This is a genomic window from Friedmanniella luteola (genome assembly GCF_900105065.1).
GTDB lineage: Bacteria > Actinomycetota > Actinomycetes > Propionibacteriales > Propionibacteriaceae > Microlunatus > Microlunatus luteolus.
Genome location: NZ_LT629749.1, coordinates 1764119 through 1783096, shown reverse-complemented (window position 1 = coordinate 1783096; position 18978 = coordinate 1764119). Strand labels below are relative to the sequence as shown.

At 75.1% G+C, this 18978-nt stretch carries 15 protein-coding genes; 6 read left to right on the top strand and 9 right to left on the bottom strand.

Going from position 1 to position 18978, the window contains the following annotated elements; all coding sequences use genetic code 11:
* Window positions 1-2: 2 nt before the first annotated feature.
* A complete protein-coding gene (locus BLT72_RS08415) occupies window positions 3-1430 on the bottom strand; it encodes a sigma 54-interacting transcriptional regulator (protein ID WP_091411963.1) in 1428 nt (475 codons plus the stop codon).
* A gap of 215 nt (window positions 1431-1645) precedes the next feature.
* On the opposite strand from BLT72_RS08415, the gene sepH reads away from it, so the two are divergent.
* Complete coding sequence (sepH, locus tag BLT72_RS08410) at window positions 1646-3151, top strand: septation protein SepH (protein ID WP_091411960.1); 1506 nt, start codon at window positions 1646-1648, stop codon at window positions 3149-3151.
* A 115-nt stretch (window positions 3152-3266) separates the two neighbouring features.
* Here the strand turns inward: sepH and BLT72_RS08405 are convergent, their stop codons facing one another.
* Window positions 3267-4106, bottom strand: coding sequence for a sulfurtransferase (locus tag BLT72_RS08405; protein ID WP_231930447.1), 840 nt, complete (start codon window positions 4104-4106; stop codon window positions 3267-3269).
* A complete protein-coding gene (locus BLT72_RS08400; RefSeq protein WP_091411958.1) occupies window positions 4096-4791 on the bottom strand; it encodes a thymidine kinase in 696 nt (231 codons plus the stop codon). Before BLT72_RS08400 ends, BLT72_RS08405 begins: the two co-directional genes overlap by 11 nt.
* Window positions 4792-4918: 127 nt before the next feature.
* Between BLT72_RS08400 and BLT72_RS08395 the strand changes: the two genes are divergently transcribed.
* On the top strand, window positions 4919-6127 hold the full coding sequence (locus tag BLT72_RS08395) for an aminotransferase-like domain-containing protein (RefSeq protein WP_091411956.1): 1209 nt from the start codon (window positions 4919-4921) through the stop codon (window positions 6125-6127).
* A 3-nt stretch (window positions 6128-6130) separates the two neighbouring features.
* Here the strand turns inward: BLT72_RS08395 and BLT72_RS08390 are convergent, their stop codons facing one another.
* Window positions 6131-7051, bottom strand: a complete 921-nt coding sequence (locus BLT72_RS08390; protein ID WP_091411953.1) for a phosphotransferase — start codon at window positions 7049-7051, stop codon at window positions 6131-6133.
* Between the two features lie 51 nt (window positions 7052-7102).
* Between BLT72_RS08390 and BLT72_RS08385 the strand changes: the two genes are divergently transcribed.
* Window positions 7103-8065 carry a serine hydrolase domain-containing protein gene (locus BLT72_RS08385; protein WP_091411951.1) on the top strand — a complete coding sequence of 321 codons (963 nt, stop codon included), beginning with the start codon at window positions 7103-7105 and terminating at the stop codon, window positions 8063-8065.
* 2 nt (window positions 8066-8067) lie between these two features.
* On the opposite strand, the gene BLT72_RS08380 is transcribed toward BLT72_RS08385, so the two are convergent.
* From BLT72_RS08380 to BLT72_RS08365, 4 genes are all read right to left on the bottom strand, one after another.
* On the bottom strand, window positions 8068-9213 hold the full coding sequence (locus tag BLT72_RS08380) for an alkaline phosphatase family protein (RefSeq protein ID WP_342587395.1): 1146 nt from the start codon (window positions 9211-9213) through the stop codon (window positions 8068-8070).
* An 8-nt stretch (window positions 9214-9221) separates the two neighbouring features.
* Window positions 9222-9800, bottom strand: a complete 579-nt coding sequence (locus tag BLT72_RS08375) for a DUF5998 family protein (protein ID WP_091411946.1) — start codon at window positions 9798-9800, stop codon at window positions 9222-9224.
* 5 nt (window positions 9801-9805) lie between these two features.
* A complete protein-coding gene (locus BLT72_RS23515) occupies window positions 9806-10474 on the bottom strand; it encodes a DUF222 domain-containing protein (RefSeq protein WP_425349240.1) in 669 nt (222 codons plus the stop codon).
* Window positions 10475-10577: 103 nt separating this feature from the next.
* Window positions 10578-13220 carry a bifunctional acetate--CoA ligase family protein/GNAT family N-acetyltransferase gene (locus BLT72_RS08365; RefSeq protein WP_091411940.1) on the bottom strand — a complete coding sequence of 881 codons (2643 nt, stop codon included), beginning with the start codon at window positions 13218-13220 and terminating at the stop codon, window positions 10578-10580.
* 88 nt (window positions 13221-13308) lie between these two features.
* Between BLT72_RS08365 and glpK the strand changes: the two genes are divergently transcribed.
* The 3 genes from glpK to BLT72_RS08350 all read left to right on the top strand — a co-directional run bounded on the left by glpK (window position 13309) and on the right by BLT72_RS08350 (window position 18422).
* Entirely contained in the window at window positions 13309-14823 is a 1515-nt protein-coding gene (gene glpK, locus BLT72_RS08360; protein WP_091411938.1) for a glycerol kinase GlpK, read from the top strand.
* A gap of 53 nt (window positions 14824-14876) precedes the next feature.
* A complete protein-coding gene (locus tag BLT72_RS08355) occupies window positions 14877-16586 on the top strand; it encodes a glycerol-3-phosphate dehydrogenase/oxidase (RefSeq protein ID WP_342587394.1) in 1710 nt (569 codons plus the stop codon).
* A gap of 126 nt (window positions 16587-16712) precedes the next feature.
* The gene (locus BLT72_RS08350; RefSeq protein WP_091417015.1) at window positions 16713-18422 is read left to right on the top strand and encodes an AMP-binding protein; all 1710 of its coding nucleotides are present in this window, start codon (window positions 16713-16715) and stop codon (window positions 18420-18422) included.
* Between the two features lie 134 nt (window positions 18423-18556).
* On the opposite strand, the gene BLT72_RS08345 is transcribed toward BLT72_RS08350, so the two are convergent.
* On the bottom strand, window positions 18557-18946 hold the full coding sequence (locus BLT72_RS08345) for a VOC family protein (RefSeq protein ID WP_231930445.1): 390 nt from the start codon (window positions 18944-18946) through the stop codon (window positions 18557-18559).
* Window positions 18947-18978: the final 32 nt, after the last annotated feature.

Below are 18978 nucleotides of genomic sequence, written 5' to 3'. Positions count from 1 at the left end.
GCTCAGGCCGCGCCGTAGACGGTGCGTCCGTCGACGGTCTCCTTCTCGATCCGGCGGGTCAGGTGCAGGCCCTCGAGCACGAACTCCACGGCCGACGCGACCTGCCCGCGCCCCGCGGCGTCGCCGTAGCCCAGCCGGTCGAGGACCTTCGAGAGGCCGGGCACGCTGCCCAGCTGGGACAGCAGGTCGCGGGCCGGCACCAGCTCGCCGGTCTCGACGACGGCACCCTCGGCGAACACGCCGGTGAAGCCGGACAGGTCCAGCCCGCCCAGCCGGTCGCGGAAGGTGGTCGCGACCGCCAGCCGCAGCAGGTGGTCGAGCACCGCGCGCTCGCGGCCCTCCTCGCCCATCTCGAACTCGACCTTGCCGAGCAGCGTCGGCAGGACCACCCCGATGTCGCAGATCCGGGCCACCGCCTCGTCGTCGCCGGTCCGCGCGGCCCGGCGCAGCGCCGACGCCGAGACGGCCTCGGCGGCGGCGATGGTGAACCGGGCCGAGACCCCGGAGCGCTGGTCGACGGAGCTGGACTCGCGCAGGTTGCGGGTGAAGCGGGCCAGCACCTCCAGCAGGTGGTCACCGACCTCGGCGACGACCGCGGCCTCCTGGCGGAGCAGGGCCACCTCGTCGTCGAGCTCGTCCAGGTAGTGGGTGCGGATCTCGGCGCCGAAGCGGTCCTTCAGCGGGGTGATGATCCGGCCGCGGTTGGTGTAGTCCTCCGGGTTGGCGGTGGCCACCAGGAACAGGTCCAGCGGCAGCCGGAGCGAGTAGCCGCGCACCTGGATGTCGCGCTCCTCCAGCACGTTGAACAGGGCCACCTGGATCCGCTCGGCGAGGTCGGGCAGCTCGTTGAGGCCGAACAGACCGCGGTTGGCGCGGGGCACCAGGCCGTAGTGGATCGTCTCGGGGTCGCCGAGCGTGCGGCCCTGGGCGACCTTGACCGGGTCGACGTCACCGATCAGGTCGCCGACCGAGGTGTCGGGGGTGGCGAGCTTCTCGGTGTAGCGGTCCTCGCGGTGCCGCCACGAGACGGGGAGGTCGTCGCCGAGCTCGGCGGCCAGCGCCCGGCAGCGGACGCAGACCGGCGCGACGGGGTCGTCGTGGATCTCGCAGCCCGTCACCTCGGGGCTCCACTCGTCCAGCAGCTGGCCGAGGGTGCGCATCAGCCGGGTCTTGCCCTGGCCGCGCTCGCCGAGGAGCACGAGGTCGTGGCCGGCCAGCAGGGCCGACTCCAGCTCGGGCAGCACGGTGTCGTCGAACCCGACGATGCCGGGGAACGCGGTGTCCCCGGACCGCAGCCGGGTGAGGAGGTTCGACCGCAGCTCGTCCTTCGTGCTGCGGGAGGTCCAGCCGGTGGCGCGCAGCTGGCCGAGGGTCGCGGCGCCCGGGGCGCTCGGGGTGGAGGAGGAATCGGGGGTGTGTCCGACCGTCATGGTGCGAACAGTACGACGGCACCGAAACGTCGATCCGTCCGAGGGGCGCGGAGGTCCCGTCGCTGCGCCGGAGGACCGGGTGGGCACGGTAGGTTGACCCTCGACACCTGCCCCTCGACCACCCTGACCGCGCGGCCCCGGCTGCGCGACCCCTGCCCCGTGAGAGCGCACCGCGACTCCCGCACCCCACCGGCCCACGGAGGAGCTGCCCGCACATGCGCAGCGCGCACCTGGTCGGACCGAGCCCGGACGGCGGCTCGCTGGTCCTCACCACCGACGACGGCGACGAGCTGACGGTCGTCGTCGACGACCGGCTCCGGGACGCGGTGCGGGAAGTCGGGCGGGGCACGCCGCGGGCTGGCACGACCGGGGATGGGACGGCGCAGGCCGACCGGCCCCGGCCCGGACGACTGGAGAACGCCATGGAAACGTCACTGAGCCCCCGCGACATCCAGATGCGGGTGCGGGCCGGCGAGAGCCTCGAGGACGTCGCCGAGGTGGCCGGCCTCGCCTACGAGCGCGTCGAGCGCTTCGCCGCCCCCGTGCTGGCCGAGCGCGAGCACCTGGCGCTGATGGCCCTGGCCGCCTCCGTGCGCCGCCGGGGCGAGACGGCCGGCCACCGCACCCTGCGGGCGACGGTCGCGGACCGGCTGCTCAAGCGGGGGGTGGACGCGGACGCCGTGGTCTGGGACTCCTACCGGCTGGAGGACGGCCGGTGGGCCGTCACCGCCGGGTACGCCGTCGACGGCGAGGACCACCGCGCCACCTTCACCTTCGACCAGCGGGGCCGGTACTCGGTGCCGGCCGACGACGAGGCCCGCTGGCTGATCGGCGAGCAGCCGCCCGCCGCCGCTGGTCGTCGCCGGGCCGACGCCGCCGACGAGCCGACCATCGACCTCAGCGACGAGCTGGCCCTGGTCCGCGCGACGCAGGAGGCCGACGCCCGCACCGCCGAGGAGCCCGCGCCGCTCGTGGCGCAGGACGACGACCATGGAGACGACGAGCGCGACGACGACGAGCCGGACGGCCACGACGGCATGCTGCCCGGCGCCCTGGCCACCGAGGCGGTGCTGACCGAGGTCGTGGTGGAGCGGACCGAGGTCAGCTCCGTCCGCAGCCTCCGCGCCGTCGTCGTCGACGCGGACGACGACACCGCCCTGCCGCCGGAACCGGCGCGCGGTGAGGCGACCGCGGAGCCGGCGGACGAGCCGGCGACGCACGACGCGGAGCCGGCGGCCGTCGAGGCCGACGACACCGGCGAGCTGACGACGCTGTACGCGATGCTCGGGTCCGACGGCTACAGCGAGGACTCGCCGCGGGTCTACGCCGGCCTGACCGACGCCGCCGCGGTGCCGGAGACCCTGGGCGGTGGCTGGGAGCCGGCCATCGTCATCGACTACCCCGTGGAGCCGAGCCCGGCCGACGAGGCCGAGCTTCCGGCCGCCGAGCACCCCGACCGCACCCAGGTGCCGATGGACGACAAGGCCCCGGTCGAGCTGACCACGCCGGTCGACCCCGGACCTCCGCCACCCGACCAGCTGCCCGGGACCGACGAGCCGGCCCCGCCCTACGCGCGCACCGACGAGGCCGACCGCGCCGAGGAGGCCGAGGAGTTCCAGCTGGAGTCCGAGCCGCCACCGGAGAAGAAGGCGAAGCGCAAGCGCGCCGCGGTGCCCAGCTGGGACGAGATCATGTTCGGCGGGCCCAAGCCCGGCAGCTGAGCCGACGCCACCGCGCCCGACCCTGTCGAAGACCCTTCGACGGGCTCAGGGCGCGGTCGGTCGGGCGCCGTGAGTCAGGCGCCGTGAGTCAGAGCGGTGAGTCAGAGCGCGGGCCTCACGCCGGTCCGGTGGCCACCGGCCTGCTCGCGTCGCTCACCCAGTCGCTCCAGGAGCCCGGGTAGATGCGGCCGTCCAGCCCGGCCGAGCGCAGGGCCAGCAGCGTGTGCGCAGCCGTGATCCCCGAGCCGCAGTAGAGCACCGGCTCGTCCAGCCCGGCGAACCGCTCGGCGATCTCGGCGGCGGGCCGGAACCGCCCCTCCGGCGTCTGGTTCTGCGGGGAGGGCCGGTTGACCGCGCCGGGGATGTGCCCGGCGACCGGGTCGTACGGCTCGGTGGCCCCGGTGAAGCGTTCGGCCGCCCGGACGTCGACCACCGGCGTCCCCGAGCCGAGCAGGTCGGCCAGGCCGGTGGCGTCGACGCGGCCGAGCTGTCCCGGCCGGGGCACGAAGTCGCCTGCGGGCGCCCCGCGGTCCGGTCCGGTCTCGACCGGGTGCCCGGCCCGCTGCCAGGCCGCGAAGCCCCCGTCCAGCACCCGGACGTCGGGGTGCCCCGCGTCGACCAGCAACCACCAGAGCCGGGCCGCGGCGAGCGACGTCGCGGCGTCGTAGACCACGACGGTGACCTCGGTCCGGACGCCGATCCGGCTCAGCGCGGCCGCCAGCACGTCGGCGGCGGGCAGCGGGTGCCGTCCGCCGGCGCCGGTGACGGGCCCGGAGAGCTCGTGCTCGAGGTCCACCCAGTGCGCGCCGGGCAGGTGGCCGGCCTCGTACTCGGGCTGGCCGGGCGGTCCGCCGAGCGTCCAGCGGACGTCGGCCAGCACCACCGGGCCGGGGTCCTGCAACCGGACGGCGAGCTCGTCGACGCTGATCAGCGGGGTGGTCGGCTCAGGGCTCAAGGGAGGTCAGCTCCTCGTCGTCGCGCTCGAACGGCAGGGGGTCGGACAGGGTCGCGCGGGCCACGGCACGGGTGACCCGTCGCCGGTGGTGCCGTCGGCACAGCACCTCGTAGGCCACCACGGCGGGCGCCGCGCCCGCGGCCGCCCCCGCCTGGTCCACCACGTCCCCGACGACCACCTGGTCGCCCTCGACGACCATCACCCCGTCGACGGTGCGCGCGTTGTGGGTGGCCCGCTCGCCGCACCAGCACAGGGCGCGGACCTGCAGCAGCTCGACCTTGTCGCAGAGCTCGACGAGCCGCTGCGACCCGGGGAACAGCCGGGTCTGGAAGTCGGTCATGATGCCGACGGCCACGACGTCGATCTGCAGCTCGTCGACGATCCGGGCCAGCTGGTCGACCTGCACCGGCTGGTAGAACTGCGTCTCGTCGCAGATCAGGTAGTCGACCCGCTCACCGCCGGTCAGCTGGCCGACGACGTAGTCCCAGAAGTCGAACCCGGCGCTCACCTCGATCGCCGGCCGGGTCAGGCCCAGCCGGGACGAGATCGTCGCCGCCCCCGCCCGGTCCTGGGAGGTGAACAGCCGGCCCTTGCGACCGCCCGAGGCGTGGGTGTGGTCGAACTGCAGCGCCAGCGTCGACTTCCCGCAGTCCATCGGACCGGTGAAGTACAGGAACTCTGCCACCGGGCGATCCTGCCCCATCCCGGCCCCCGCGGCCGACGCGGCCCGCCGTCCGGTCGCCCGACGAGAAATCCGGACCGGTCCGGCGGCGTCCGCGTAGCGTGACGCGCACCCGCCCGAGGAGCCTCCCATGACCACCCTGCAGCCCACCCCTCCGACCACGACGGCCCTGCCCGCGCTGGCGGCCCGGGTCCGCGCCGCCCGGTCGTCGGTCATCCGCGACCTGCTGGCCCTCACCGAGCGGCCCGGGGTGATCTCCTTCGCCGGTGGGCTGCCGGCTCCGGAGCTGTTCGACCTCGACGGCGCCCGCGCGTCCTTCGCCGCCGTGCTGGCCGACGACGGCCCCCGCGCCCTGCAGTACTCCCCGACGGAGGGCGACCGGGCGCTGCGCGCGGCCGTGGCCGCCCGCTGCACCGAGCGCGGCCTGCCCACCGACGGCGCCGACGTGATCATCACCACGGGCTCGCAGCAGGGGCTGAACCTGCTGGCGACCGCGCTGGTGGACCCCGGCGACGTGGTGCTGGTGGAGAGCCCCAGCTACCTGGCCGCGCTCCAGTGCTTCGCGCTGGCGGGGGCCCGGCTGGTCCCGGTGCCCTCCGGCGAGGACGGGATCGACGTCGACGCGCTGGCCGACCTGGCGGCCCGGTTGGCGCCCAAGCTGCTCTACACCGTGCCGACGTTCCAGAACCCCACCGGGCGGACGCTCGACCTGGCCAACCGCCGGGCCGTCGTCGCGGTCGCGGAGCAGCACGGCTTCCGGGTGCTGGAGGACGACCCGTACGCGGAGCTGCGCTACTCCGGGGAGCCTGTGCTGCCGCTGGCCGCGCTGACCGAGCCCGGCCGGGTGGTGAGCACCGGCAGCTTCTCCAAGATCCTCGCCCCCGGACTGCGGCTGGGCTGGGTCCGCACCGACCCCAGCCTGCGGGCGGGCGTCGTGGTGGCGAAGCAGGCTGCCGACCTGCACACCTCCACCGTCGACCAGGCCGCCGCCGCCCACTACCTGGCGTCCGGCCGGCTGGACGCCGCCGTCGCGCGCACCCGGGCGGAGTACCGCCGCCGGCGCGACGCCCTGCTGGCCGGCCTGCCCGCCGCCCTGCCCGCCGGCAGCCGCTGGACCAGCCCGGACGGCGGCATGTTCGTCTGGGCCACCCTGCCCGCGGGCTGGGACACCACCGCCCTGCTCCCCCGCGCCCTCGAGCACGACGTCGCCTACGTGCCCGGCGCGCCGTTCTTCCCGACCGACCCGGAACCCGCCACCCTGCGGCTCTCCTTCACCACCTACGGTCCCGACGCCATCGCCGAGGGCACCCGTCGGCTGGCCGCAGTCTTCGCGAGCTGACCCTCAGCCGAGGTCGGCCGGCACCGGCAGGTCGAACGAGCGCAGCAGCCGGGCGGTGTCCGCCCGGTGCCGGGCGGTCGGGAACGCGTGCTCCAGGCACCACAGCAGCTGGTGCAGGCGGTGCACGTCGTCGTCCCCGGCCGGCTCCGGGTCGGTCTCGGGGCCCGGACCGGTCATGTCGTCCCAGAACCGGACCCGGGCGCGGTCGCTGGCCGCCGGCCCCGCCCAGGCCTTGTCCCAGTCCAGGACCGCGACCAGCCGAGCGCTCGCCGGGTCGACGAGGACGTTCTGGTGGTGCAGGTCGTCGTGGCTGAGCACCGGCGGTCCCGCCCCGAGCCGGTCGGGGTGCTCGGCGACCAGCCGTTCGGCCAGCGCCCGGGCCGCCGGGCGGCGGGTGCGCAGCGCCACCCGGCGGCGGAGCGCCTCGGCCAGCGGGACGGGCCGGACCTCACCGTCGCCGTCGAGCTCGCCGAAGCCCGCCGGCCGGACGGTCGACAGCGCGGCCAGCACCGCGGCGACGGCGGCGTGCACGGCGCGCACGGCCGCGTCGTCGAGCAGCGGCCGGACCTCCCGCCACGGCCGGCCGGGGACGTGCTCCTGCAGCAGGTGCTGGACCCCGTCGAGCCGGCCGGACGCGTCGGCGGCCAGCACCGCGGGCACCGGCACCCCGGCCGCGGCGGCGCGTCGCATGACCGCGGCCGTCCGGCCGAGGTCGAGCGCCGGGCCCGCCGAGGTGGCGGCCAGCTTGAGCACGAGCGGCCCGGCCGCCCCGTGCACCGCCAACCGCAGCACCGCCGACTCCGGGGTGGACTGCAGGACGGCCACCTCGTCCACCCGGGCACCGGGGCCCAGGGCGGCGCGGACGGCCTCCCGGGCGAGGTCGTCCAGCCGCAGCGGCGGCCACGGCGTCGTCGGGTCGGTCATCCCGCCATCATGCCGTCGGCGAGCGCGCCGGAACGGCTACGCTGCCCGCTCGTGAGCCCCCGTCCCGTCGACGTCGCGCAGGTCCGCAGCGCCGCCCGCGCCGTGCTGGACGCGGTCGCGGCCGACCCGCGCTACGCCCGCACCGCCCACCTGCAGGTCCGGCTGGGCCCGGACGTCGTGGTGGACGAGCACCTGCGTGGACCGGAGCGCGGCGACGTCTTCTCCGTCACCAAGACGGTGCTGGCCCTGACGCTGGCCGTCGCCGCCCGCGAGGGACGGCTGCCGCCGCTGGACCAGCCGGTGGCCGCCGTGCTCCCCGGGCTCCAGGGCACGCCGGCCGAGCGCCACACCTGGACGCACCTGCTGACCATGACGCGGGGTGCGGAGACGGGCGGCGCCTGGGACGTCGACGAGGTCACCGCGCTGCCCGGCGGCCAGGTCGCCCACGTGGCCCGGGCGCCGCAGCGGACGCCGCCGGGGAGCGCCTTCGCCTACGACAACGGGGCCTCGCACCTGCTGAGCGCCGCCGCGGGCGCCGTGCTCGGGGAGCCGGTGTCCGCCTTCGCCGCCCGCGCCCTGCTCGCCCCGCTCGGCGTCCCGGCGCCCGTGTGGACCTGCGACCCCGACGGTGTCCCGTTCGGCTACGGGCACCTGCGGCTGGCCGCCGACGACCTCGGCCGGCTGGGTCGGCTGCTGCTGGACGGCGGCCGCGTCGACGGCCGGCCGCTGCTGGACCCGGCGTTCCTGGCCGCGATGACCACCCCGCAGACCGCCGGCGGCCCGCCGGAGGACCGGCCCTACGGCTACCACCTGTGGCTCGACGACGGGATGCCGCTCGCCGGCGGGTGGGCCGGGCAGCACCTGCTGGTGGTGCCCGCGGCCGACGCGGTCGTGGTCACCACCGGTGACGCCGGCTTCGACCCGGGGCCGCCGGCCACCGACGCGATGCCGGCGGACTGGCAGCCCGCCCTGACCCTGGTGCAGACGCATCTGCTGCCCGTGCTGCGGGGCTGACCTCAGCCGACGAGCAGCGGGACGAGCATCTCCGCCTCGGTCAGGGAGCCGTGCATCCCGACGAGGGTGAGCTCGCGCGGGTACTGGCGGGTCATCACGGCCCAGTCGCCCCGCAGGGCGACCAGCACGTGGCCGTACCGCTCGCGCAGGTCGTCGGCGACCGGACCGAACCAGCCCTCGTCGACGGCCTCGTCCCGGGTCCGCACCCAGGCGCGGTCACCGAGCAGGTCGCGCCAGCGGGCGGCGACCCGTGCCGGGTCGTCGACGTCGACGTAGAGCTGGCGGAAGCGGCCCTCGCCGGCCAGCGCGCTCACCCCGGCCATCAGCTCCGGCTCGTCCTCCGCGACGACCTGGTGAGCACGGGGGACGTCCACCATGCCGTGGTCGCCGGTGACGACGAGGACGACGTCGTCGGGCAGCGCGTCCCGCAGCCGCTCGCACATGGCGTCGACCCTGATCAGCTGGCGCAGCCAGTCCTCGGAGTTGCAGCCGTGCCCGTGGCCGACGTGGTCGAGCTGGCGTTCGTAGGCGTAGACCAGGCTCCGGTCGCCCTGGGCCGCGGCCGCCGTGACGAGGCCGATCCGCCGCTCCTCGGCCCGCTCGTGCTCGAACGGCACGAAGGCGGCACCGCGCAGCGCGGCCTCGGTGAGCCCACTGCCCTGGAACCGCTGCAGCCCGACCGAGCTCACCTGGACGCCGGCGGCGGCCGCGCGCTCGAAGAACGTGGCGCGGGGCTGGTAGGCCCGGGCGAGCAGGTCCGACTCCCAGGTCAGGGCGTTGAGGATCTCGCCGGTGTCCGGCACCCGGCTGGTGTAGCCCACCATGCCGTGCTGGCCCGGCGGCAGGCCGGTGCCGAGGCTGGTCAGGCTGGTGACGGTGGTGCTGGGCACGCCGGAGGTGAGCGGCCGGCCGGCGGCGAGCAGTGCGGCCAGGAAGGGCACCTCGCGGGCGGAGCGGCGGACCAGGTTCCAGCCGAGCCCGTCGACCAGCACGACGACGTAGCGGGACGCGGCCGGCAGGTCGAGCACGTCCGCCGCCGCCCCGGGGACCCCCAGGTGCGCGCCGATGCTGGGCATCAGGTCGGCGAGGCTGCCGGTCCCGTAGGCGGGCAGCACCAGCCCGGGCAGCGACGTCGACGTCGCTGCCACCGCCGGGGTCATACCGCGGCCGCGCGCTGCAGGGCGCTGGAGAAGCGGGCGAGCCGGTCGACGCGGTCGGGACCATCGGCGGCGGCGCTCATCCGGACGGTGAGGTCGTCGCCGACGAGGGAGCCGGTGTAGCCGTGGTCGGCCTCGCACTCGGGGTCGCTGCAGCTGGCCTGCTCCATGTCGAGCCGGCGCACCGCTCCCCAGCCCACGGTCAGCCAGGTCTCGCTGACGTCGGTGCCCCCGGCCCGGTAGTCCTCGGGTCGACTGACGACCCGGGTGAGCACCACCGCGCCGATCTTGCTCAGGGCCACGGACTCGGTGGACGAGGCCGCCGCGATCCCGGTGGCGGGGGGCTCGGCCGGCTGGTCGTCGGTGTGGCCGACGATCAGGCGGGTGGGCGTCAGGGCCAGCACCGTGACGTGGCGGTGGATCTCGTCGTGGGCGAACGTCGGCTCGTGGTGCACGACGAAGTCGATCAGCTCCTCCTCGCCCACGGCCAGGACGATGGCGTCCTCGACCAGGTCGGGGAAGTAGCCGCACGCCTCGATGTCGGCGCGCAGGTCACGCCGGGTGGAACCAAGCCTCATGGCGATCATCCTGCCACGGCGCAGCAGGCGGAGAGCCCGCTCCACAGGGCCGCCGATCCGTCCGGCGACGTCAGGCCGCGACGGTGCAGCGGGAGCGGGCGGCCCGGGTGGCACCCACGCGGGCCGGCCGTCCGGGGGCATCCGGCCGGCCCAGCCACGGCTCGCGACGTTGTGGTGGTGGTAGCGGCCGAGCCAGGGTGAGATCGCCCAGGTCGGTCCCGCCGCCGTCGATCCACGCCGTGATGTGGTGGCGTTGGCAGTACTCGGGCGGGTGCGAGCAAGCGGGGAAGCCGCACCCGCCGTCGCGGGCGGTCCGCGCCAGGGTCCGGGTCCGCGAGGCGATCCGCCGGCGGCGGCCGAGGGTGAGGACGGCACCGCTCTGCGCGGACGGTGGGGATCACTTCCGCCTGCCCGGCCAACGCCAGCACGTCCCGGACGGACAGCCGGGTGCCGTCGCTGGTGGTGCCGCAGCCGGTGCGGGTGCGGAGGCCCTCCGCGTCGATGGTCACCACCACGGCCGCCGGGACGCCTCCGGAGTTCGGCAGCTCACCCGCCCGGAGCACCCGGCCGCACACCTGCTCCAGGGTGTCGTGCAGCCGCTGCCCGTACCTCCGCTGATCCGGTTCCTGGACCGGCCGACCGTGCGGGGAGATCCGCAACGCCTGCGTCAGCACCCGCGACTGCCCCGGGCCGCCGTCCTCGACGACGTCGATCAGCTGGTCGAGGGCAGCCGACCGCGGGCGCGAGCCGGAAGCCCGAGCGGGCACGAGCCGGAAGTCACAGCGTGCGGGCCAGCGGGTCCCGGCGGTCGTCGGTGGGCGCGGTGAAGATGCGCGCCCCCAGCACCGCCATCCCGTCCCGCGACGCGATGCAGGGGCTGAGCTCGACCGAGGCCAGCTGGGGCAGGTCGTCGGCCAGCTGGGCCACCCGGTGCAGCAGGTCCTCGATGCCGGCGATGTGGACGCCGGGACTGCCGTGCCGGCCGAACAGCGTCGGGGCGGCCCGCAGGTCGCGGACCATCGCCGCGGCGTCCACCGTGGTGAGCGGCGGCACCCGGTAGACGGTGTCGCCCAGCAGCTCGGTCGGGATGCCCTCGAGCCCGAGGGAGATGATCGGCCCGAACGCCGCGTCCTCGCGGCTGGTCACCACCAGCGCCACCCCCGGCGGCGCCATCGCCTGCACCACCGGGGTGGCGACGCTGCCCACGTCCCCGCCCAGGCCGAGCGCCCGGGTCAGGTCCTCCAGCTGCGCCCAGGCGTGCACCATCTCCTCGGCCGACATCAGGTTCCGCTGCACCCCGGCCTGGTCGGGTCGGCTCCGGACCGAGGCGGCCGTCCCCTTGAGCACGACGTTCCAGCCCAGCTGCTCGGCGACGGCGACCGCCTCCTCGAGGCTGGACACGACGAAGCGGGGCACCATCGTGATGCCGTAGGCCTGCAGCAGCTCGGTGGTCTCGGCGCCGTTGAGCAGCCGGCCCTCGGGGTGCCCGGACAGCGCGCGGTTGACCACCCGCTTGGCGCGGGAGGTGTCGACCTCGAGCAGCGGCACCGCGCCGGGGTCGCGCTCGCGCCAGTGGGCGTAGGCGGTCAGGGTGGACAGCGCGTGGATGGCGTCGACGGGCGCGTCGAAGCGGGGCAGCTCACCCGGCAGGTCGACGTCGTTCTCCTTGACCATCGGCGGGTGGAAGTCGAGGAACACCCCGACCAGCGGCTTGTCGCCCTCGCCGGCGATCTGGTCGAGGGCGGTGATGACGTCCTCCGTGCCCTCCTCGTAGACGTTGACGGCGGCGCAGACCACCGAGTTGGTGCGCGGGTCGGCCAGCGCGGCCAGCGTGGCGTCGACGTAGTCCTGCGGGCTCGCGGAGGACCGGAGCAGCACCGACTCCTCGTGCAGCAGCCCGACGGCGCCGATGGTGTGCTCCATCTGCGCGGCGAGCGTGGCGGAGTTGGTGACCAGCCGGACCCGCTGGCCGCGCGGCAAGGGTTGGCGGGCAGCGATCTTGGCGATGTCGAACATCGCGCCGCGCCGGTGCACGACCATGACGCCGGCCTGGCGGAACAGGGCGTCGACCGCCTCGTCGGGCGCGTGGCCCAGGCCGCCGCGGACCCCCGCGTGCCAGGAGCGGCTGGTGCGCCCGGGTTCGAGGACGACGACCGGCTTGCGCCGGGTGAGCCGCCGGGTGATCCGGCTGAACTTGCGCGGGTTGCCGATGGAGTCCAGGGCCAGCAGGCACACCCGCGTGTTGTCGTCGTCCTCCCAGTACTGCATAACGTCGTTGCCGGTGACGTCGGCGTAGTCGCCGGTGCTGATGAAGGAGGACAGCCCCAGGTCCTGGCGGACGGCGTGGTTCAGCAGCGCGACGCCGACGGCGGCGGACTGGCAGAACAGCCCCACCCCGCCGGTGCGCGGCATCGGGCCCGGGGTCGCGTTCAGCTCCACCAGGGGCCAGGTGTTGATCAGGCCCAGCGCGTCCGGGCCCAGCGCGCGGATGCCGTACGCGCGGGCCAGGTTGACCACGGTCCGGTTGTCGCCGGGGCGGTCGTCGGTGCCGGTGAGCACCACGATGCCGTGCGCGCCCTTGTGCGCGGCGTCGATCACCACCCCGCCCAGCTCGGTCGTCGGCACGGCCAGCACCGCGAGGTCCAGGCGGCCCGGCACCATCGCCACCGAGGTCGCGGTGGGCACGCCCGGGACCGGCACGCCGTCGGAGCTGACGGCCACCACCTCGCCGCGGAAGCCGCCGCAGAGCATGGCGTTGACCAGGCCGGCCACCCGGCGGCCGGGACCGTGCACCACCACCCGCTCCGGGTGCAGCAGCCGGTGCACCGACGCGCTCTCCGCGCGGTGCTCGCGGCGCTCCATCACCCCGACCGAGGTGTCGGTCGGCAGGATCGGGAACTCGACCGACAGCACCCCGTCCTCGATGCCCTTGGACACCCGGTAGCCGGCGTCGGCGAACACCTGGGCCATCCGCCGGTTCTCCGGCAGCACCTCGGCGACGAAGCCGGTGATCCCGCGCTCGCGGGCCGCCTCGGCCAGGTGCTCCAGCAGCAGCTGGGCGATCCCCCGGCCCTGGTGGGCGTCCTCGACGAGGAAGGCGACCTCGGCCCGGTCGTCCTCGGTGCGGTCGAAGCGGCCGACGCCGATCATCTCGTCGCCCACGGTGAGGATGAAGGCGACGCGGTCGACGTAGTCGACCTCGGTGAACCGCTTGACGTCGCGCGAGCTCAGCCGGGGGTAGGGGGCGAAGAAGCGCAGGTACTTCGACTCGGGCGAGACCCGCTCGTAGAACGCCACCAGCTTCTGCGCGTCCGACGGCCTGATCGGCCGCAGCCGGGCCACCCCGCCGTCGGTCAGCACCACGTCGGCCTCCCACTCCCGGGGGTAGCCCGGGGGGAGGTCGACCTGGCTCACGGACACGGCGACAGCCTACGCAACGGCGTCCCGGTCGCCACGGCTCGTCTGCCAACGCGACCGCGGGACGCGCCCGGGCTCTAGGGTCGGCACCATGGCCGACTTCGTCGCAGCAATCGACCACGGCACGACCAGCACGCGGTGCATGGTGTTCGGCCACGACGGCCGCGAGGTCGGCCGGGCCCAGACCGAGCACCGGCAGATCATGCCGGCCCCAGGCCGGGTGGAGCACGACGCGGCGGAGATCTGGGCCAACACCCAGCAGGTGGTGTCCGACGCGCTGCGCACCTGCGGCCTGGGGGCCGACGACCTCGCCGCGGTCGGGCTGGCGAACCAGCGGGAGACGACGGTGGTCTGGGACGCGCGGACCGGTGAGCCGCTGAGCAACGCCATCGTCTGGCAGGACACCCGGACCGACCACATCGCCGCCGCCCTCGACCGCGACGGCCGGGGCGACGTCATCCGGCACCGCGCGGGCCTGCCGCCCGCCACCTACTTCGCCGGCGGCAAGCTGCAGTGGCTGCTGGAGCACGTCGAAGGGCTGCGGGAGGCGGCCGAGGCCGGCCGCGCGCTGGCTGGCACCACCGACAGCTGGCTGCTGTGGAACCTGACCGGCGGCCCCGACGGCGGCCGGCACGTCACCGACGTCACCAACGCCAGCCGGACGATGCTGATGGACCTCGAGACCCTCGACTGGGACGACGAGCTGCTCGGCTTCTTCGACGTGCCGCGGGCCGTGCTGCCGCGGATCCGGCCCTCCTCCTCCGCCGACGCGTACGGCGCCACCCGCGCCGACGGGCCGTTCGGCGGGGAGGTCGTGATCGGCGGGGTGCTCGGCGACCAGCAGGCGGCGATGGTCGGGCAGGTCTGCCTGGCGGCCGGGGAGGCGAAGAACACCTACGGCACGGGCAACTTCCTGCTGCTCAACACCGGCGAGGAGCTCACCCGGTCGCGGAACGGCCTGCTGACCACCGTCTGCTACCAGTTCGGCGACGCGAAGCCCGTCTACGCGCTGGAGGGCTCGATCGCCGTCACCGGCTCGGCGGTGCAGTGGCTGCGTGACCAGCTGGGCGTCATCCGTGGGGCCGAGGACTCCGAGGTGCTGGCCCGCCAGGTCACCGACGCCGCCGGCTGCTACTTCGTGCCCGCCTTCTCGGGGCTGTTCGCCCCGTACTGGCGCTCCGACGCCCGGGGCGCGATCGTCGGGCTCTCCCGGTTCCACACCAGCGCGCACATCGCCCGGGCCACCCTGGAGGCCATCTGCTACCAGTCCTGCGACGTCGTCGCGGCCATGGAGAAGGACTCCGGGGTGCACCTGGAGGTGCTGAAGGTCGACGGCGGGGTGACGGCGAACGACCTCTGCATGCAGATCCAGGCCGACACGCTGGGCGTCGACGTCAGCCGGCCGGTGGTCGCGGAGACGACCGCGCTGGGCGCCGCCTACGCCGCCGGGCTGGCCGTCGGCTTCTGGGCCTCGCCCGACGAGCTCCGGGAGAACTGGCACGAGGACCGGCGCTGGAGCCCGACGATCGACGACGAGCAGCGCCGGGCCGGCCACGTCGGCTGGCGGAAGGCCGTGGAGCGCACACTGGACTGGGTCGACGTGTAGATCGGCCCCGGCCCCCTCCCCCGTCGTCGCGCACCCGTCCGAGAGGTCCTCCCGTGCTGTCCACCACCGCCCCCCTCAGCCCGTCCGCCCGTGCCGCGGCTCTCGACCGGCTGGCGGGTGAGGAGCTGGACGTGCTCGTGATCGGGGCCGGCGTCACCGGGGCGGGCGCTGCGCTGGACGCCGTCACCCGCGGCCTGCGGGTGGGGCTGGTCGAGGCCCGCGACTTCGCCGCCGGGACCTCCAGCCGCTCCACCAAGCTGTTCCACGGGGGGTTGCGCTACCTCGAGCAGCTGGACTTCGCGCTGGTCTTCGAGGCGCTCAAGGAGCGCTCGCTGGCCCTCAACCGGATCAGCCCGCACCTCGCGCACCCGGTGCCCTTCATCTACCCGCTGCGCCGGCGCGGTCTCGACCGCCTCTACGCGGGCCTCGGCATCGGCGTCTACGACGTGATGGGCGCCGGCCGCGGCGTGCCGCACCACCTGCGCCACCACGGCCGGAAGAAGACCCTCGAGCTGTTCCCGTCCGCCAGCCGGGACGCGCTCGTCGGCTCCATCGAGTTCTACGAGGGCCAGGTCGACGACGCCCGGCACACCATGATGCTGGCCCGGACGGCCGCCCAGTACGGGGCGGCCGTCGCGACCAGCACCCGGGTGGTCGGCTTCCTCCGCGAGGACGACCGGGTCGCGGGGGTCCGGGTCCGCGACCTCGAGTCCGGTCGCGAGCTCGAGGTCCGGGCGAAGCAGACGATCAACGCCACCGGGGTGTGGATCGCGGAGCTGAACGAGATGCTCGGCGGCCGGGCGCCGTTCACCGTGCGGGCGTCGAAGGGCGTCCACCTCGTGGTGCCGCGGAACCGGATCAACGCCCGCACCGGGCTGATCACCCGGACCGAGAAGAGCCTGCTGTTCATCGTGCCGTGGGGGGCGCACTGGATCGTCGGCACCACCGACACCGACTGGCAGCTGGACCGCGCCCACCCGGCGGCCAGCCAGGCCGACATCGACTACCTGCTCGGGCACGCCAACCGCCTGCTCGCCGACCCGCTGACCCGCGACGACGTGGTCGGCGTCTACGCCGGGCTGCGACCGCTGCTGGCCGGGGAGTCGGACTCGACGTCCACGCTGTCCCGCGAGCACGCCGTCGCCTCCCCCGTCCGCGGCCTGATCATGATCGCCGGCGGCAAGTACACGACCTACCGGGTGATGGCGGCCGACGCCGTCGACGCCGCGGTCCGCGAGCTGCCGCAGCGGGTGCCCGCCTCGTGCACCGAGGAGGTCCCGCTGGTGGGCGCCGACGGCTACCACGGGCTGTGGAACGCCCGGGCGCTGCTGGCCGAGCAGACGGGGCTCCGGCAGCCGGTCGTCGAGCACCTGCTCAAGCGGTACGGCTCGCTGCTGCCGGAGCTGCTCGGGGTGGCCGAGGGCCGGCCCGAGCTGCTCCAGCCGCTCGCCGGGGCGCCCGACTACCTGCAGGTCGAGATCGTCTACGCGGCGTCCCACGAGGGGGCGCTCCACCTCGACGACCTGCTGGCCCGGCGGACCCGGATCTCCATCGAGACGTGGGACCGCGGCCTGTCCGCCGCGCCCGCGGTCGCCGCCCTGGTGGCGCCGGTGCTCGGCTGGAGCCCGGCCGACGTCGACCGCGAGGTGGAGCACTACCGGCTCCGCGTCCTGGCCGAGCGGGAGTCGCAGTCCCAGCCCGACGACCTCGCCGCCGACGCCGCCCGGCTCGGTGCGCCCGACGTCCGGCTGCCCCGGCCCTGAGCCCGTCGAAGGGCCCGAGCCGTGAACCAACTGGTCGTCCGCCCCGACATCGTTCACGACTTGCGGTCGGCGGGCGAGGACGGCCCGAGCGGACCAGTGGGGCTGCTGGGCGGTAACGTCACGACCATGCCGTCGCTGAACCGTCACCTCCGAGCGGCCCGCGACTTCCTGGTGAAGCACCGGGACGACTACGACGTCGCCCACGCGGGCTTCAGCTGGCCCGAGCTCCCGTTGTTCAACTTCGCCACCGAGTGGTTCGACGGCCTCGCCGAGGAGAACCCGGACGGCCTCGCGCTGTGGGTCCTGGAGGAGGACGGCAGCGAGACACGGCTGACCTTCCGCGACCTCGCCGACCGCTCCGTCGCCGTCGCGCAGTACCTGCACCACCTCGGCCTCCGGCGCGGCGACCGGCTGCTCGTCGTGCTGGGCAACGTCGTCCCGCTCTGGGAGGTGATGCTGGGCGCGATCCGGCTGGGCGCTGTCGTCATCCCCGCCACCCCGCAGCTCTCGGCCGCCGACCTGGCCGACCGGGTCAGCCGCGGCGACGCCCGGATGCTGGTGGCCGACCACCGCGACGTCGACAAGTTCGCCGACCTCGACCTGCCGCTGGGCCGGCTCGTCGTCGGCGGCGACACCGTGCCCGACGGCTGGTTGGACTACCGCCGCGTCGAGGACTTCCGGCACGCCGACCGGCACCTGCCCGGCATCAGCAAGGGCGACGACCCCGTGCTGCTCTACTTCACCTCCGGCACGACGGCGCTGCCGAAGCTGGTGGAGCACAGCCAGACGTCCTACCCGATCGGGCACCTCTCGACCCTGTACTGGATGGGCCTCAAGCCCGGCGACGTGCACCTCAACATCTCCTCCCCGGGCTGGGGCAAGCACGCCTGGAGCAACTTCTTCACCCCGTGGCTGGCGGGCGCGACCGTGCTGGTGCACAACTACGCGCGGTTCGACCCGCGGGCGCTGCTGGAGGTCCTGGTCCGCTGCCAGGTGACGACGTTCTGCGCGCCGCCGACCGTCTGGCGGATGCTCGTGCAGACCGACCTCGCCGCCACCCGGACCACGCTGCGCGAGCTGCTCAGCGCGGGCGAGCCGCTCAACCCCGAGATCATCGAGCGGGTCCGGGACGCCTGGGGGCTGACCGTCCGCGACGGCTACGGCCAGACCGAGACCACCGCGCAGGTCGGCAACCCGCCCGGCGCGGCGGTCAAGACCGGCTCGATGGGCCGCCCGCTGCCGGGTTACGACGTCGTCCTGCTCGACCCGGCCACGGGCGACGTCAGCGCCCGCGAGGGCGAGCTGTGCCTGCGCCTCGACCCCCGGCCGGTCGCGCTGATGAAGGGCTACAAGCGCACGGCGGACACCTTCGACGACGAGCTCAACGAGGAGTCCTTCACCCGCGGCGTCTACCACACCGGCGACGTCGTCAGCCGGGACGAGGACGGCTACCTCACCTACGTGGGCCGGGCCGACGACGTGTTCAAGTCCAGCGACTACAAGATCAGCCCCTTCGAGCTGGAGTCGGTGCTGATCGAGCACCCCGCCGTCGCCGAGGCGGCCGTCGTCGCCGCGCCGGACGACATCCGGCTGGCCGTCCCGAAGGCCTTCGTCATCCTCGCCGCCGGCCACGCGCCCGACGCCGACACCGCCCGCTCGATCCTCGCCCACGCCCGCGCGCACCTGGCGCCCTACAAGCGGGTCCGGCGGCTGGAGTTCAGCGACCTGCCCAAGACCATCAGCGGCAAGATCCGCCGCGTCGAGCTGCGCGAGGCCGAGGAGGCCCGCGACGGGCGCTCCCCCGGCGAGTTCCGGGACTCGGACTACGACTGGTGACCGCGGTCGTCGTGGCCTGAGCCCGTCGAAGACCCCCGCTGCCTGAGCCTGTCGAAGGCCCTTCGACAGGCTCAGGGGTCGGGGGTGCGAGCCCCGGGATCGGGGGGTGCGAGGCCAGGGATCGGGGGCGCGGCTCAGGGCGCGTCCGGCGCCGGGGCCAGCGTCGTGATGCAGAACGGGTGGCCCGCCGGGTCCAGCAGCACCGTCCAGCGCGGGTCGGGCTGCACCGCGGCGAGCCCGGCGCCGAGCTCCAGCGCCCGCTGCACCGGACCGTCCAGGTCGGCGCCCGCCGTGAGGTCCAGGTGCACCAGGGGGGACCCGGGCCAGGTGGGCGGCACGTAGCCCTCGACCCGCTGCGGCACCAGCAGCAGGCCCGGGGTCTGCACCCCGACGCTGCGCGCGGAGGTCCAGCGCCGGTGCCCGCCCAGCAGGCCGAGGTAGAACTCCGCCAGCTCCTCGGGGTCGGCGCAGTCCAGCGAGACGGCCACGAAGCGCAGGCCGTCGGGCACCGTCGTCTCGTCCACGCCCGCGACGCTAGCGCCCCCGCCGGCGGGCC

What these genes read in the sequence shown, in the direction of transcription:
- BLT72_RS08415 (WP_091411963.1), bottom strand. Translation starts at nt 1,430, where the DNA reads ATGACGGTCGGACACACCCCCGATTCCTCCTCCACCCCGAGCGCCCCG.
- sepH (WP_091411960.1), top strand. Translation starts at nt 1,646, where the DNA reads ATGCGCAGCGCGCACCTGGTCGGACCGAGCCCGGACGGCGGCTCGCTG.
- BLT72_RS08395 (WP_091411956.1), top strand. Translation starts at nt 4,919, where the DNA reads ATGACCACCCTGCAGCCCACCCCTCCGACCACGACGGCCCTGCCCGCG.
- BLT72_RS08390 (WP_091411953.1), bottom strand. Translation starts at nt 7,051, where the DNA reads ATGACCGACCCGACGACGCCGTGGCCGCCGCTGCGGCTGGACGACCTC.
- BLT72_RS08375 (WP_091411946.1), bottom strand. Translation starts at nt 9,800, where the DNA reads ATGAGGCTTGGTTCCACCCGGCGTGACCTGCGCGCCGACATCGAGGCG.
- glpK (WP_091411938.1), top strand. Translation starts at nt 13,309, where the DNA reads ATGGCCGACTTCGTCGCAGCAATCGACCACGGCACGACCAGCACGCGG.
- BLT72_RS08350 (WP_091417015.1), top strand. Translation starts at nt 16,713, where the DNA reads ATGCCGTCGCTGAACCGTCACCTCCGAGCGGCCCGCGACTTCCTGGTG.